The 13,854-nt window shown below is 69.2% G+C and carries 14 protein-coding genes; 1 reads left to right on the top strand and 13 read right to left on the bottom strand.

The window, feature by feature from the left end; translation table 11 throughout:
- Position 1 precedes the first annotated feature (1 nt).
- Positions 2–1,771: a glycoside hydrolase family 3 protein gene (locus AC3RX1_RS03605; protein WP_491499875.1), complete on the top strand. Its 1,770-nt coding sequence runs from the start codon at positions 2–4 to the stop codon at positions 1,769–1,771.
- Between the two features lie 68 nt (positions 1,772–1,839).
- Here the strand turns inward: AC3RX1_RS03605 and AC3RX1_RS03600 are convergent, their stop codons facing one another.
- The 13 genes from AC3RX1_RS03600 to AC3RX1_RS03540 form a co-directional block, all read right to left on the bottom strand.
- Positions 1,840–2,427 carry a PadR family transcriptional regulator gene (locus tag AC3RX1_RS03600; protein ID WP_491499874.1) on the bottom strand — a complete coding sequence of 196 codons (588 nt, stop codon included), beginning with the start codon at positions 2,425–2,427 and terminating at the stop codon, positions 1,840–1,842.
- Positions 2,428–2,598: 171 nt separating this feature from the next.
- Positions 2,599–4,002, bottom strand: coding sequence for a vanillate/3-O-methylgallate O-demethylase (ligM, locus tag AC3RX1_RS03595; RefSeq protein WP_491499873.1), 1,404 nt, complete (start codon positions 4,000–4,002; stop codon positions 2,599–2,601).
- Positions 4,003–4,046: 44 nt separating this feature from the next.
- Positions 4,047–4,919: a formyltetrahydrofolate deformylase gene (gene purU, locus AC3RX1_RS03590; RefSeq protein WP_491499872.1), complete on the bottom strand. Its 873-nt coding sequence runs from the start codon at positions 4,917–4,919 to the stop codon at positions 4,047–4,049.
- 9 nt (positions 4,920–4,928) lie between these two features.
- Complete coding sequence (locus AC3RX1_RS03585) at positions 4,929–5,735, bottom strand: methylenetetrahydrofolate reductase (RefSeq protein ID WP_491500088.1); 807 nt, start codon at positions 5,733–5,735, stop codon at positions 4,929–4,931.
- Between the two features lie 802 nt (positions 5,736–6,537).
- A complete protein-coding gene (locus AC3RX1_RS03580) occupies positions 6,538–7,332 on the bottom strand; it encodes an SDR family NAD(P)-dependent oxidoreductase (RefSeq protein ID WP_491499871.1) in 795 nt (264 codons plus the stop codon).
- Positions 7,333–7,354: 22 nt separating this feature from the next.
- Positions 7,355–8,179 (bottom strand): aldo/keto reductase, encoded by an 825-nt coding sequence (locus tag AC3RX1_RS03575; RefSeq protein ID WP_491499870.1) that lies wholly within the window; start codon positions 8,177–8,179, stop codon positions 7,355–7,357.
- Positions 8,176–8,853, bottom strand: a complete 678-nt coding sequence (locus AC3RX1_RS03570) for a hypothetical protein (protein WP_491499869.1) — start codon at positions 8,851–8,853, stop codon at positions 8,176–8,178. The genes AC3RX1_RS03575 and AC3RX1_RS03570 overlap by 4 nt, the downstream gene beginning before the upstream one ends.
- Before the next feature lies 1 nt (position 8,854).
- Positions 8,855–9,523, bottom strand: coding sequence for a nuclear transport factor 2 family protein (locus tag AC3RX1_RS03565; protein WP_491499868.1), 669 nt, complete (start codon positions 9,521–9,523; stop codon positions 8,855–8,857).
- Positions 9,524–9,565: 42 nt separating this feature from the next.
- On the bottom strand, positions 9,566–10,513 hold the full coding sequence (locus AC3RX1_RS03560; RefSeq protein WP_491499867.1) for a sugar kinase: 948 nt from the start codon (positions 10,511–10,513) through the stop codon (positions 9,566–9,568).
- Positions 10,510–11,178 carry an L-ribulose-5-phosphate 4-epimerase gene (locus AC3RX1_RS03555; RefSeq protein ID WP_491499866.1) on the bottom strand — a complete coding sequence of 223 codons (669 nt, stop codon included), beginning with the start codon at positions 11,176–11,178 and terminating at the stop codon, positions 10,510–10,512. The genes AC3RX1_RS03560 and AC3RX1_RS03555 overlap by 4 nt, the downstream gene beginning before the upstream one ends.
- 1 nt (position 11,179) lies before the next feature.
- On the bottom strand, positions 11,180–12,073 hold the full coding sequence (locus tag AC3RX1_RS03550) for an L-ribulose-5-phosphate 3-epimerase (RefSeq protein WP_491499865.1): 894 nt from the start codon (positions 12,071–12,073) through the stop codon (positions 11,180–11,182).
- Positions 12,070–12,738, bottom strand: coding sequence for an orotidine 5'-phosphate decarboxylase / HUMPS family protein (locus AC3RX1_RS03545; protein ID WP_491499864.1), 669 nt, complete (start codon positions 12,736–12,738; stop codon positions 12,070–12,072). The genes AC3RX1_RS03550 and AC3RX1_RS03545 overlap by 4 nt, the downstream gene beginning before the upstream one ends.
- Entirely contained in the window at positions 12,738–13,730 is a 993-nt protein-coding gene (locus AC3RX1_RS03540; RefSeq protein ID WP_491499863.1) for a phosphotriesterase family protein, read from the bottom strand. The genes AC3RX1_RS03545 and AC3RX1_RS03540 overlap by 1 nt, the downstream gene beginning before the upstream one ends.
- Positions 13,731–13,854: the final 124 nt, after the last annotated feature.

Genomic DNA, 13,854 nt, shown 5'->3' with positions numbered 1-13,854 from the left:
CATGACGGATGCTGCGACCACGACGCGCCCCTGGCTCGATGCGCGGGCGCCGATCGAAGAGCGGGTCGAGGCGCTGCTCGGCGAGATGACCCTCGCCGAGAAGGCGGGGCTGTTCTTCCACACGATGATCACGATGGGCCCGGACGGCGAGCTCGCCGAGGCCGACCCGGCGTTCGGCCTCCCGTCGAACCGGGAGTACGTGCTCGAGCGGGGGATGACGCACTTCAACCTGCTCAGCGTCGCCCCGACGGCGGGTGAGATCGCGCGCTGGCACAACCGGCTCCAGGAGCTCGCGGCATCCACACGACTCGGCATCCCCGTGACGATCTCGACGGACCCCCGGCACTCGTTCACCGAGAACCCGGGCGCCGCGCTGCTGTCGGGTCCGTTCTCGCAGTGGCCTGAGCCGCTCGGGCTCGCCGCCACGCGCGACGCCGAGCTGGTGCGGCGCTTCGGCGACATCGCCCGTCAGGAGTACACGGCCGTCGGCATCCGCGTCGCGCTGCACCCGCAGGTCGACCTCGCCACCGAACCCCGCTGGGCACGGCAGCTGCAGACGTTCGGGGAGGACGCGCAGCTCGCGGGCGACCTCGGCGCGGCGTACGTGCGCGGATTCCAGGGCGAGGCGTTCGGCCCTGGCTCGGTGTCGACCATGACGAAGCACTTCCCGGGCGGCGGACCGCAGCGGGACGGCGAGGATCCGCACTTCGAGTACGGCCGCGAGCAGGTCTACCCCGGGGGCCGGTTCGAGACCCACCTCCAGCCGTTCGAGAAGATCTTCGCCGCCGGTGGACGGCAGATCATGCCGTATTACGGGATGCCGGTGGGCACGAAGTACGAAGAGGTCGGCTTCGGGTTCAACAAGGGCGTGCTCACGGGACTGCTGCGCGAGCGGTTCGGCTTCGACGGCATCGTCTGCACCGACTGGGGCCTCATCACCGACGCCGAGATCATGGGCACCCCCTTCCCGGCGCGGGCGTGGGGCGTGGAGCACCTCACCCCCGAAGAGCGGATGGTGAAGATCCTCGACGCGGGCGCCGACCAGTTCGGCGGCGAGTCCGACGTCGACATGCTGATCGGCCTCGTCGAGTCGGGCCGGGTGACCGAGCAGCGGCTCGACGAGTCGGCGCGGCGGCTGCTGCGGGAGAAGTTCGCGCTCGGACTGTTCGAGGACCCGTACGTGGATGCCGAAGCCGCCGACGCGATCGTCGGTGCGCCGGAATTCCGCGCCGCGGGCGAACGCGCCCAGCGTGCGTCGATCGCGGTGCTGTCGAATCGCGGCGCGCTGCCGCTCGCGCCAGGGTTGAAGCTCTATGTCGAGGGGATCGACGCCGACGTCGCGGCGCAGTACGGCGAGGTCGTCGGCACCCCGGCGGAGGCGGATGTGGCGATCCTGCGCCTGCAGGCCCCGTACGAGACGCGCGGCTCGGCGTTCGAGAACTTCTTCCACGCCGGATCGCTCGACTTCCCGGCCGACGTGCTCGCGCACGTCGCCGAGGTCGCCGCCGCCGTGCCGACGGTGGTGGACGTGTTCCTCGACCGGCCGGCGATCCTCGAGCCCCTCGTGGAATCGGCCGACGCGGTCGTCGCGAACTGGGGCGCGAGCGGCGCAGCGCTGCTCGACGTGCTGAGCGGTGCGGTGCCCGCCACCGGCCGGCTGCCGTTCGACGTTCCGCGCTCGATGGCGGCGGTCGAGGCATCCCGCCCCGACGTGCCCTTCGACACCGCAGACCCGCTCTTCCGCTTCGGGCACGGCCTCAGCCTCACCTGACCCACCGGCCGACCGCGCCGCCTTCCAGGTCCCTGAGCGAGGAGCGGAGCGACGAGTCGAAGGGCCGGTCACTCGGTCTCGTCGAGCCGATCGACGAGCTTCAGCCCGCGGCGAGCCCAGTCGATCTCGCCGCGGGCACGCTCGGCGAGGCCCTCGTATGCGAACCGCTTGTAGGCCAGCGTCCGCTCGCGCTCCGCAGGGGGAGTGATCTCCAGGCGCCGCAGGAGCATCGGGTTGCTCAAGTGGGCGATGTGGTGCAGCTCTCCTTCGAACTGCTCCAGCTCGCTCTCCCAGAAGGCGATGTGGCGGTGCAGGAAGTCGCGGGCCGCCTCCGGCGTCGTGTTCTCCAGGTAGGCCGCCCGCAGGTGCGCGGGGTCGCGCACGCGCTGATAGTCGAGCGGGGAGGCCATCCATTCGCGGTACGCCGCGTCGCCCGCGGCGGTGACGTGGTACACGCGGCGCTTGCCGCGCGCCCCGCGCACCTGCTCCTCCCCTTCGATGAGACCGTCGGCCTCCATCTTGCGCAGCTCGGGGTAGATCTGGGAGTCGGGCGCGTGCCACACATGCCCGACCGATTGCGAGAACTGCTTCTGCAGGTCGTAGCCGGACAGCGGGCCCACGCGCAGGATCGCCAGCAGGGCGTACCGCAGACTCATGCGTCTCCTTCCGCAACGAGGTTACCGGGCAGGCCGATCGACACCGCCGCCGCCGTCATCGGCGTTCACGCCGCACGCCGCCGCCGACCTCCCGCCGCCGATCGCGCTCCCGCCCACGCGCAGATGCGGCGCGGGGCGGGAGCGGGACGGGCGGGATGGCTCGGGGTGTGCTCAGCTCTCCTGGTAGCCGGTGCGCCAGCCGCCCTGGTAGGTCTGCCGGGCGACGGTGGAGTACGGCACGGGGCTCACCACGGCGCGCACGGGGAGCTGCTTGTGCGGCTCGACCGTGGCCTTGCTGGTGTTCGGGTCCTCGCCCCAGAGCACGGTGACCTCGGCGCCCTCCGGCACGTCGGGGTTCACCGTGGCGAGCGACAGGGCGCGCCGCTCGTTGGCGCTGTAGCCGGTGAACATCGAGAAGCCCACGGTGTTGCCATCGGCATCCTGCACCGCGTCGTAGTTCGCCGATCCGTAGTTGGCCAGCGGAAGGTCGAAGAGCTTGTAGCTCGGGCCCTCGACGTCGAACAGCGACGCGTAGATCTTCGTCATGTCCTCGGCGTTCCACGCGAGCGTCACCTTGCGGCGCTGGGTGGCCGGGTCGATCTTCTCGAGCGCGTCGCGGCCGATGAAGTCGTGGTCGAACTTCACGAACGAGCCGTAGCCGAGCTCCCACGGCGTGAGGTAGTAGTCCTCGATGTTGTCGGAGACGAACGAGCCGGCAAGGGTTCCGGTGGCCTCGTAGCTGTCGACGCCGAGCCACTCGCGGTAGCCGCGCTCGGCCTCGCCGGTGTAGATGGCCGGCAGCGGCGAGGGGATCCAGCCCGACTCGAGCGTGTTCGACGGGTACGCCCGCGAGCCGACCGGCAACAGGCCGAACTCGGCGCCGGCGTCGACGATCGCGTCGCGGATGACGTCGTGGTCCTCGTACGGGCCCCACACCTCGAGCCCCGGGGCGCCGGCCATGCCGTGGCGCAGCGTGCGCACCTGCTTGCCGGCGATCGTCATCGTCGACATGCTGAAGAAGCGCAGCTGCTCGAGCGGCCCGCCGTTCAGCTTCTCGATGACCTGCCACGCGTTGGGGCCCTGGATCTGGAAGCGGTAGTAGCGCCGCGAGACGCCGTGACCGTACGGGCGCGAGGGCGAGCGGCGGTCGACGGTGACGTCGAGGTTCTGGTAGCCGCCGGTCTCACCGTGGTACATGAGCCAGTTCGACGCCGGCGCGCGACCGACGTACACATACTCGTCCTCGGCCTCGTGGAACAGGATGCCGTCGCCGATGACGTGGCCGGTCGAGGTGGTGGGCACGTACTGCTTCGCGCGGTCGACGGGGAAGGTCGCCACCGAGTTGATCGCGGTGTCGCTGATGAGCTTGATCGCGTCGGAGCCCTTCAGGAACACGTTGTCCATGTGGTGCGACTGGTCGTACAGCACGGCGGTGTCGCGCCAGGCCTTCTGCTCCTTGATCCAGTTCGTGAAGTCGGCGGGAACGACCGGGTAGATGTACGAGCCGATCTGCGAATTGCGCAGCAGCTCGACGGGGTTGGTCTCGTCGATCAGCTGCTGAAGGTTGTCAGCCATGGGAACCTCTCTGTTTCATGATTGTTCGGGATGGGTCTGGTTCGTCAGAAGACGATCGTGGAGTTGCCGTGCCGGATGACGCGGTCTTCCGCGTGCCACTGCACGGCGCGGGAGAGCACCGCGCGTTCCACGTAGGCGCCGCGGGCCTGGAGATCACCGGCGGTCATGGAGTGGTCGACGCGCGCGACATCCTGCTCGATGATCGGCCCCTCGTCGAGGTCTTTCGTGACGTAGTGGCTGGTCGCGCCGATGAGCTTGACGCCGCGCTCCTTGGCCTTGCGGTACGGGGCGGCGCCGATGAAGGCGGGCAGGAAGGAGTGGTGGATGTTGATCACGGGCACGCCCACCCGCTCGAGGAAGTCCTCGCTGATGATCTGCATGTAGCGGGCCAGCACGAGGAAGTCGACGTTGTCCTTGACGAGGTCGAGGATCCTCGCCTCGGCGTCTGACTTGTCGGGTCCCTGGGAGGGGACGTGGAAGAACGGGATGCCGAAGCTGCGCACGTCCTCGGCCGTGTTGGTGTGGTTGCTGATCACCATCGGGATCGTGACCGGCAGTTCGCCGCGGCGGTGCCGCCAGAGCAGCTCGAGCAGGCAGTGGTCGCTCGTGGAGACGAGGATCGCCATGCGCTTCGGGATGGACTGGTCGGTGAGCGTCCACTCGACCCCGTAGGGCGCGAGGGTCTTCCGCAGGTCGGCGTCGATGTCGGGAAGGGATGCGGCGAGGTCGTGACGGTGGAACACCACGCGCTGGAAGAACGCGCCGCCCTGCGGGTCGTCGGAGTACTGGTCGAGGGAGACGATGTTGCCGTCGTTGCGGGTGATGAGCCCGGTGACCGCCGCGACCAGACCGGGCTGGTCGGGGCCGTGCACGATCAGGCACGCGTGGTTGCGCCGGGGTTCGAGGTGCGGTGACATTGCGGCTCCTCAGCCCTGGGCGGCGCGGTACTCGGCCACCCATTCGGCGGTCGCCTGCAGGCCGCCGAACGTGTAGAAGTGCAACTTGACCGGCGCCGCGCCCGGGTTCTGCGCGAGGCGGGAGGACAGGTCGGACACGAACCGGTCGGGACCGGCGGTTCCCATGAGGTTCGTCAGGGAGAACCCGTACTTCTTCACGATCATCGCGTTCGCGCCGATCCCGAACCGGCGCGCGAACCCGAGCAGCCGCTTGATGCCGGCCGGCCCGGGCGTGCCGATGCGGATCTCGGTGTCGATGCCCTGATCGCGCACCCGGCCGATCCATTCCGCGACCGGGTCGGTGTCGAAGGAGAACTGGGTCAGGATGACCGCATCCAGGCCCTGCTCCTTCAGCGCCTGCGACTTGTCCTTCAGGTGGCGCCACAGGACGTCGTCCGGGATGTCGGGATGCCCCTCCGGGTAACCGGCGATCGAGACCTCCTTCACCCCGTACTTCTGCAGCACGCCGGTGCGGATCACGCTGAGCGAATCGGGGTAGGGGCCCTCCGGCTCCGACGGATCGCCGCCGACGCTGAACACGTGGTCGGTGGCGCCCACCTCCTGCAGCCGGCCGAGGAACTCCTCGAGCTGGTCCTGGCTCTTCAGCCGCCGGGCCGAGATGTGCGGGACCGGGACGAAGCCGAGCTCCTTCACCGCGGCGGCGGCCGCCACGCGCATGTCGAGGTCCTCGTTGCCCAGGAACGTCACGTTGATCTTCGTTCCGGCCGGGATGGCGGAGGCAGCTTCCCGCAGCCCGGGCACGTCCTTCCCCGTCATCTCCAGGGAGAAGCCCTCCACCAGCTGCAATGCCGCGGTCCTGTCGGGTGCGGGCGCGATGTGTGCCACGTCGAGTCCTTCCTCGCTCGGGGGCGCCGCTCTGCGCCTCCTGGCCGATACTTTACCTATGCACATAGGTAAAGACAAGAGGGAATCCTCGCTCAACCAGTCCTGACTGCATCATGGACAGCCCTGCGTGGCCAACTCCAGAAACTGCCGACGCTTCTCCATCATCGGGCAACGACCCGGCCCTTCGGAACACGGCGAGACGGCATACTAGAACCACTTTCGAGCGGTCCTCATTGCGATCGTCCCTGGAGAACCACCGCGTCACCATGGCGGCATTTTCGAGCGTCGTCGTCAGATGTCTAGTCGCTTCAGTGCGGGTCCCGCCTCCCGAAGCATCGCGACCCAGGAGGAGCGGAAGTCGAGGCAGGAGCACCCACTGCTCGCGGTCTCCAGTACCGAGCCCGGCAAGTACGGGTTGTGGAACGTGGTGGGGAGGACTTCGTACTAGGCCGCATCGCCACTGCGAACGTCATAGACAGATCGCGCACCCATCCCTTGTCGAGCGAGCTCTTGGCGGTGCGAAAGCACTGCAGGTGACGGATCTTCCAATCGCCGGTTGAGGGTGTACTGGCCATGAGCGGCTCAATCTCGTACCCGGTGCGTTCGCGCGCGAGCTCGTGCTTCAATGCGGCCATTCTGGCCTCGATGCCGGTGATCCCGGCCCTCCTGGAGGTTGGTTGTACGCAGGGTCGACGGATGCCGCGGACCGACGTCCACGGCATCCGCATGATTCTCAGCCCCCCGTGAGGGTGAGCCCGCCGTCGATGACGAGCAGCGAGCCGTTCACGTAGCTCGCCGCAGGGGACCAGAGGAAGAGGATGCCGGCGGCGAGCTCCTCCGGTGTGCCGGGGCGGCGCAGCGGGTTGCGCGCGATGCGCTCCTGCATGCCGGGCGAGTCGATCACGGCGTTGTTGCGCGGTGTGTGGATGGGGCCACCGGGCGCGATCGCGTTGAACCGCGCCGTGCGCGCGAACTCGGTCGCGCACCACTTCGTGTATCCCGCGATGCCGGCCTTCGCGGCGGTGTACCAGCCGACGCCCGCAGGGTCGTTCGAGGTGCCGCCGGCGATCGGACCGGAGACGGCCGCGATGTTGACGACGCTGCCGTCCGGGCCGGGCTCGAGCGCGAGGTACTGCTCCGTGATGTAGTGGATGCTCGCGATCGCCTCCTGCACGGCGTCGGCGAACGGGAGCTTCTGCCCGAGGATGGTCGGTCCGGCGTTGTTGACGATGAGCTTCGGAGTGTCGAAGCCCTCGACGGTCTGCTCGAAGGAGCGCCGCACGGCATCCTCGTCGCCCACGTTGCCGACGACTGGGAGGATGCGGTCGGCATACTCGCCGGCGCGAGCGACGGTGGCCTCGATGCCCGCGGGGTTGATGTCCCATGCCGCCACCCGCAGACCCATCTGGGCCGCGAGGATGGTGGTCGCCTGGCCGATACCGCTGCCGGCCCCCGTCACGATCGCGACGGTGCCCTCCGGGTGGACCCATCCGGGCCAGACGACGGGTGGCTGCTCGTAAGTAGTCATCGCATGTTCCTTTCTCTCTGGTTCACCACATCGCCCGGAACGTGTCCGGGTCGCTGCCGGTGCGGTGTGCTCGGTCGAGCCGCGTGATCGCGTCGACCTGGTCGGGGGCCAGCTCGAAGCCGAACACGTCGGCGTTCTCGCGAATGTGCTCAGGTGAGGACGCCTTCGGAAAGACGACGTTGCCGAGCTGCAGGTGCCAGCACAGCACCACTTGGGCCGGTGTGCGGTCGAGGTCGGCTGCGATGCGGCGGATCACCACGTCGTCCAGCACGAAGCCCTGCGCGAGCGGTGACCACGCCTCGGTGACGATGCCGTGCGCATCGTTGTAGGCCCGCAGCTCGGGCTGCGTGAGGTAAGGGTGCAGCTCGATCTGATTGACCGCGGGGACCGTGGCGGACGCCTCGGCGAGTCGATCCAGGTGTGCGGGCTGGAAGTTCGAGACGCCGATCGCACGGGTCTGGCCGTCGGACAGCGCGTCCTCGAGCGCGCGCCACACAACCGTGAAGTCGCGTACCATCGGCAGCGGCCAGTGGATGAGGAGGAGGTCCGGGCGCTTCACACGGAGGGCGGCGAGAGACGCGTCGATCGCGCGCCGGGCGTCGTCATACTCGATGTGCGCGTTGCTGAGTTTCGTGGTGACGAAGACTTCGGCGGGGTCGACGCCCGAACGCTCGATCCCGTCCCCCACCTCTCGTTCGTTGCCATACGCCTGCGCCGTATCGATGTGCCGGTAGCCGGCGCCGATCGCCTCGGCTACGAGGTCTGCCGTGGCATCGGGAGCGGTTTGGAAGACACCGAAGCCGAGCTGCGGGATTTCCACACCGCCGCCGAGAGCGACGGTCTTCATGCCTGGTCCTCGTTGAGCCGTAGCCAGGCGTCGTCGGTCTCGTCCGGATGCGTGGCCCAGGTGTCGGGGCGCGGGGGCTCGGGCACCGGACGGCGCACGTCGTCCTTGCGGTACGCGTAGCGTCCGAGGAAGTTGCGGTCCTGCTCGGGCGTGAGCGGGGGGCGCGCGTTCGTCGGCTCCATGCTGTGCACCCAGCCGGCGTGGTACTCATTCTTCGTCGTGCGCTGCCACGCGCCGGAGAGGATGCGCCATTCGCCGTCAACAAGAATGTGGGTGCCGGGCACCATGCCGAGGCTGATGAGGGCCATCGGGTGCTCCCGGAACTTGGACAGACCCTCGACACCCATCGACCACCACACGGCGCGGGCCTTCGTGGCGGTCTCGTCGACCTCGATGATCGGCGTCGCGAGCGGGTGCACGAGTGTGTTGCCCTCGAGGCTGTCGACGACCGGCGTCGCACGGAAGGCACGCAGCGCATCGGCGTCGACGCTCGGATGGTCGATCGCGTTGAGCTCCCGACGCGGCTCGCCGATGTGTTGGTCGTCGTGGAAGATCGCGGCCTGGCCGCGCAGGTTCGCGATGTCCCATGCGGCGAGCAGGCGGTTCAGGTGCGCCTCGAGCGCGTCCAGCTCGGCGTCGTCGAAGGCGTCCAGGTCGTCAGCGGTGAACTCCACGTCACACCGCCTTGTCGCGGCTGAGCATCCAGTCCGACGAGACGCCGGTCGGGAACGGCCGCGGCGCCGCCGGAATGCCGTCGCGGATGCTGAGCGGGTGGTAGGGGTTGTGATAGGTCGTCGGCCGCGACAGTGGATGCATGGCGGTGTTCGGACGGTTGATGAGGCTCGTGTCGTCGGTCCAGCCGTAGACGTAGAGACAGGTGATGTAGCGGAACCAGTGCAGGTGCAGGATGCGCCAGTCTCCGTCGACACGGATCAGGTCCGCGGCGAGTGTCCCCCAGTCCCAGATCGCCTCGGGGTCCTGCTCGTCCTTCACGAGGGCGCCGGCGCCCGGCACCCACCACACGGCCCGCGCGGATTCGCCGTCGTCCGCGACCTCGATGATCGGCGTGGTGAGCTGATGGTCGCGCATCTCCCCCGCGCGAGCGGGCGCTCCGATGAGCAGGTCGACCAGGGCGCGGACGGCTTCGGCACCGACGAACCGGCCCTCGTCGGCGTACTCGAACCACACGTCGTCGCGGTCGAGAGCGAACGCGGCGAGCACCCGATCGGGCTGGCGGAAGTTGAAGGCGACGATCGTGCGCCCCATCGTGTTCTGGATGCGCTGGTACGCGTCGAGGCGAGCGACGGCCCGCAGGATTCGTGCCTTTTGGTCTGATGTGCTCACGGGTGTGTCTCCGAAGGACGGCGGCGATGTGGTGCCGGTTGGTCAGCGGTGGATGTCGGTGCCGGGTGGCGCATCCAGGTCGCGCGGCGAGATCCTGGTGAGGTCGCCGTCGTGGGTGAGTGCGATCGCGGCCGCTCTGACGCCCCAGCGCAGCGCATCGTCGACGCGGTCGTCCAGCAGGCCGTGCAGGGCGGCGCCCACGAGCGCGTCACCGGCGCCGGGCCTGTCCCGGACGTCGAGCGGGCGCACCTCGAGGCTGCGCATCCCGTCGGCGTTCGCGTAGTGCACCGCGGTCGCTCCGTCGGTGGTCACGACGTGCGTCGCCGACGAGCGGGCCAACAGCTCGTGGGCGACGCCGCACCCGTCCCCGTCGATCCCGAACACGGTCGACGCATCGCGACGCGAGCAGAAGAGCGTCCAGATCCGGCCGAGGAGCGGCTCGAGCACGCACCGTGCCCGCTCTCCATCCCACAGCGTGCTGCGGTGGTTGACGTCGAGCGCGACCGGCACACCTCGGCCGGCCGCCGCATCCACGGCGTGGTGCACGAGTGCGGCGGTGGCGTCCGTCAGCGCGGCCGTGATGCCCGTGACGAACAGGCAGCGGGTGTTGAGCAGTGCGTCCCAGTCGAAGTCGGCCACGGTCGCGCTGCGCAGCGCGGTGCCGTCGCGATCGTAGACGACGCGTGCGGGCAGGCCCCCCGCCGCGGGCTCGAGGTAGTACGTCGCGACCCGCCCGGATGGCACCCGACGCACGTGCGCGACGTCTACACCCGCCGATCGGTACTCGGTCAGAACGCGCTCGCCGAGGTCGCCCTCGGGAAGGATCGACGCCCAGGCCGTGCGGCGTCCGAGCTGCGCGAGTGCACCGGCGACGTTGGCCTCGGAGCCGGCCGCGCGCAACGACACCGACGGCGTGTCCGCCAGGCGGGCGCCGCGGGGAACCGTGAGGCGCAGCTGCCCCTCCCCGAACGTCGTCAGATCGTAGGTCATCGGCTCAGCCCGGTGCTGGCGCCGACCGTGCCGTAGCGGTTCTGATACCGGTCGTGGTTCGCGGCGATCTCCTCCTCGTGGAGATTCTGCACGGTTCCGAGCGTCTCGGCGATCGCGACGGTGCGTGCCACATCCTCCACCATCACCGCCGCCTTGATCGCCTTCTCCATCGTCGCACCGACGGTGAACACGCCGTGCTGCTGCATGAGGATGGCAGGTGAGGAGCCGATGCTCCGAATGATCTCCTCGCCGATGGCGTCCCCTCCGATGCGAGCATATCCGCCGCAGGGGATGGGGCCTCCGAATTCGTCCGCGATCGCCGTGATGCAGCACGGGATTCCTCGTCCCACCGCAGCGAACGCCGTCGCGTAGGTCGAGTGGGTGTGCACGATGCTCATGACATCGTCGCGGTGGCGGTACACGCCGAGGTGCGAGGCGGTGTCGGACGACGGACCGCGGTGCCCGTCGATCACGCGGCCGTCGAGGTCGACGACGACCATGTCGTCCACCGTCATCACCTCGTACCGCACCCCGGAGGGCTTGATCACGACCAGTCCCGTCTCGGCGTCCCGCACCGAGACGTTGCCGCCCGTCCACGCGACCAGTCCGTTCGCCGGCAATGCGAGGTTGCCCTCGAGCACCTGCTGTCGAAGCGGATCCAGCATGTCAGTCCCCCTCCCGAGACAGTGGTTCGAAGACGTGGATGCCGGCGCGGGCCAGCCGCTCGGCGACGAAGTCGCGGGCCTTGGCGGCGATGCGCTCGGAGTCCGGCGCATCGTCGTTCCACATCTCGATCATGATCCGGCCGCTCCAGGCGGCTTCGGCGAGCGCGGCGAACGCGGCGTCCCATGGGACGTCCCCTTCGCCGAGGGGCACGCGGCGTGGCTCGCCCGGCCGCGCCTCCTTGACGTGCCACGCGACGGCGTGGCGCGCCGCAGCGGCCACCTCCGGCACCACTTCGCGCGACTGCACGACGAAGTTGCCGACGTCGGGGTAGAGCTGGAACCAGGGGGAGCCAATCTCGTCGACGATAGCGAGGGCGGCCTCGATCGAGACGATGTCGGTGCCGTCGACGTTCTCGAGGCCGAGGATGACGCCCCGGCGTGCGGCATAGCGGGTTCCCGCGCGAAGGACCTCCACGTAGTCGGCGCGGGCGCCGTCGCGGGGCTCCTCGTAGAAGGCGTAATATCCCGCGATCTGGAGGACGGAGACGCCGAGGTCGACGCACAGGTCGACCGCATTGACAAGGAGCTCGAGCGCGCGGGCGCGCTGCGCCGGGTCGCCGCTGCCGGGCGCCGTGGCGCGGTGCGCCGAGAGGCAGATCCCCCCGATCAGGACACCGTGCCGACGCGCGGCCTCGCGCACCGCCGTGCGCTCATCCGCCGACCACTCCAGACGGGCGAGGCGCTCGGGGCTCTCGTCCAGCGACAGGTCGACGAACGCGAAGCCCGCGCGCCGCGCGGACGCGAAGACGGCGTCCAAGTCCCGCCCCGCAAGTGCCTTCTCGTAGATCCCGATGAGGACGCCGTCGAGGCAGGTCCGCTCCGCCGCGATCGTCATGGCCACACGCTCCGGATCGCCGACTGCAGGCTCTCCGCGGCGGCGCGCGGGTCGTCGGCGGCGACGATGGCACGACCCGCGATGACGATGCCCACGGGGCTCCCGGCGAACGTCGGCAGATCCGCCCCGGTCACACCGCCGGTCACGGTGACGGTGAAGCCCATCGCGTGCAGCTCGGCGATCCGGTCGAGGTCCTTGGCGCCCCAGGTCAGGTCGCCCGCGGCCTCGCGGTCGCGCGATCGCTTGACGATGACGTGCTCGGCGCCGGCGTCACGCCAGCGACGGGCGAGAGCGGAGTCGTAGGTCTGGCCCAGCTCTACCTGAGTCTGTCCGCCATGTTCCCGGGCGACCTTGCAAACCTGCTCGACGGTCGTGAGGGAGGCTCCCGCCACCACCGACACCCAATCGGCCCCCGCCTCGAACGCGAGCTTCGAGAGGAGCGATCCGGCCTCCGCGATGCGGATGTCGGCGAGAACGGGCTTGTCGGGCAACAGCGCCCGGATCGCGCGGACCGCATGCATCCCCTCCGAGAGGCAGAGGACGGTGCCGACCTCGATCACGTCGATCGAGTCCGAAGCGGCCTGGAGCGGTCGCAGCGCGCTCGGGAGGTCCGTGGTGTCGAGCGCGATCTGCAGCCGCGGACGCGCGTGGTCCGTGCCGCCCATCAGCGGGACGCGTCGTTGAAGGCGAGGAAGCGTTGCCCATTGTTGATGAGCAGGTCGTCGACATACGCGCGGTCGAAGCCCTCGTCGAGGAGGCGGGGGGCGAACACCGCGGGATCGAAGTCGACGCCCGTGGTCGCGCCGTACGCCTTCTGGTACGACTTCTTGCCGGAGTCGGTGCCGAGGATGATCTGCTTTCCGTAGCCCAGCCGGCCGAGTTCCCGGACGAGCAGGACGCGGCTCGAGTCCGGCAGGTACTTGATGCGCGACGTGCCGTCGAGCTCGAGGTAGCAGCCGAGCTTGGTGATCTGCGAGAGGTACCAGACGTCGGCGTTGCGCTGCACATGGCCGATGGCGACGTTGGCGGGGTCGACACCGTGCGCGATGAATGCCTGCGCCTGCTCGAGGGCCGCTGTGCCCGCGCTCGTGTGGGTGTTGATCGGCGCGCCGGTCTGCTTCGAGGCGATCGCGACGGCCTCGAGCGTCTTGCGCTCCCAGGCGGTGATCTTGCCGTACGCCGAGGCGAACTTGATGACACCGGCCTTGTAGGGCGTGCGCTCGACGATGGGGCCCATGTAGTCGTGCGCGTCGATGCCCTCCTCGATGTCCGCGATGAGCAGATCGGCGATCTGGTTCACCGTGTACTGGTTCACCCAGCTCGTCCGCGTCTCGAGGTACACCTTCTCCTGATGGAAACCTGTCGCCACGACGATGCTCAGGCCGTCGACCCGCTGGTTGACCTCGGCGAGCTTGGTGACCGAGCGCCCGCAGGAGGCGGGGCACATGTCGATGACGGTCCCCCCGTTCGGCGACCAGTTCTTCGATGCCTCCGCGAACGAGGTGGCCTCCTCGACGGCCTTGTCGACGTCGTCGAGCAGGTGGTCGGGGTCGATGTAGACCTCGCCTGCACCCACGCGGATGAGGTGGTCGTGACCATTGACGACGCCGAGCGTGTCGGGTGCGACGTCGCCGTTGATCGTACGTGCGAAGGACATGTGGTGACTCCTCGGTCTTTCGACCCGCCTCAAGCTCCTGCCTGGGGCGGGAATGTGCAGTACCGACCGTACGTACCGCCCCGGCGTCCCGCCACACGGCCGATGCACATCCGTTCATACACGA

It is taken from the genome of Microbacterium altimontanum (assembly GCF_058349865.2).
Note: the sequence above shows the minus strand (reverse complement) of the source record. Positions and strands in the feature narration are given on the sequence as shown.

Bases quoted from the DNA above. Each gene is read 5' to 3' on its own strand.
- AC3RX1_RS03605 (WP_491499875.1), top strand. From the start codon at position 2: ATGACGGATGCTGCGACCACGACGCGCCCCTGGCTCGATGCGCGGGCG.
- AC3RX1_RS03600 (WP_491499874.1), bottom strand. From the start codon at position 2,427: ATGAGTCTGCGGTACGCCCTGCTGGCGATCCTGCGCGTGGGCCCGCTG.
- ligM (WP_491499873.1), bottom strand. From the start codon at position 4,002: ATGGCTGACAACCTTCAGCAGCTGATCGACGAGACCAACCCCGTCGAG.
- purU (WP_491499872.1), bottom strand. From the start codon at position 4,919: ATGTCACCGCACCTCGAACCCCGGCGCAACCACGCGTGCCTGATCGTG.
- AC3RX1_RS03585 (WP_491500088.1), bottom strand. From the start codon at position 5,735: ATGACGGGGAAGGACGTGCCCGGGCTGCGGGAAGCTGCCTCCGCCATC.
- AC3RX1_RS03580 (WP_491499871.1), bottom strand. From the start codon at position 7,332: ATGACTACTTACGAGCAGCCACCCGTCGTCTGGCCCGGATGGGTCCAC.
- AC3RX1_RS03575 (WP_491499870.1), bottom strand. From the start codon at position 8,179: ATGAAGACCGTCGCTCTCGGCGGCGGTGTGGAAATCCCGCAGCTCGGC.
- AC3RX1_RS03560 (WP_491499867.1), bottom strand. From the start codon at position 10,513: ATGACCTACGATCTGACGACGTTCGGGGAGGGGCAGCTGCGCCTCACG.
- AC3RX1_RS03555 (WP_491499866.1), bottom strand. From the start codon at position 11,178: ATGCTGGATCCGCTTCGACAGCAGGTGCTCGAGGGCAACCTCGCATTG.
- AC3RX1_RS03550 (WP_491499865.1), bottom strand. From the start codon at position 12,073: ATGACGATCGCGGCGGAGCGGACCTGCCTCGACGGCGTCCTCATCGGG.
- AC3RX1_RS03545 (WP_491499864.1), bottom strand. From the start codon at position 12,738: ATGGGCGGCACGGACCACGCGCGTCCGCGGCTGCAGATCGCGCTCGAC.
- AC3RX1_RS03540 (WP_491499863.1), bottom strand. From the start codon at position 13,730: ATGTCCTTCGCACGTACGATCAACGGCGACGTCGCACCCGACACGCTC.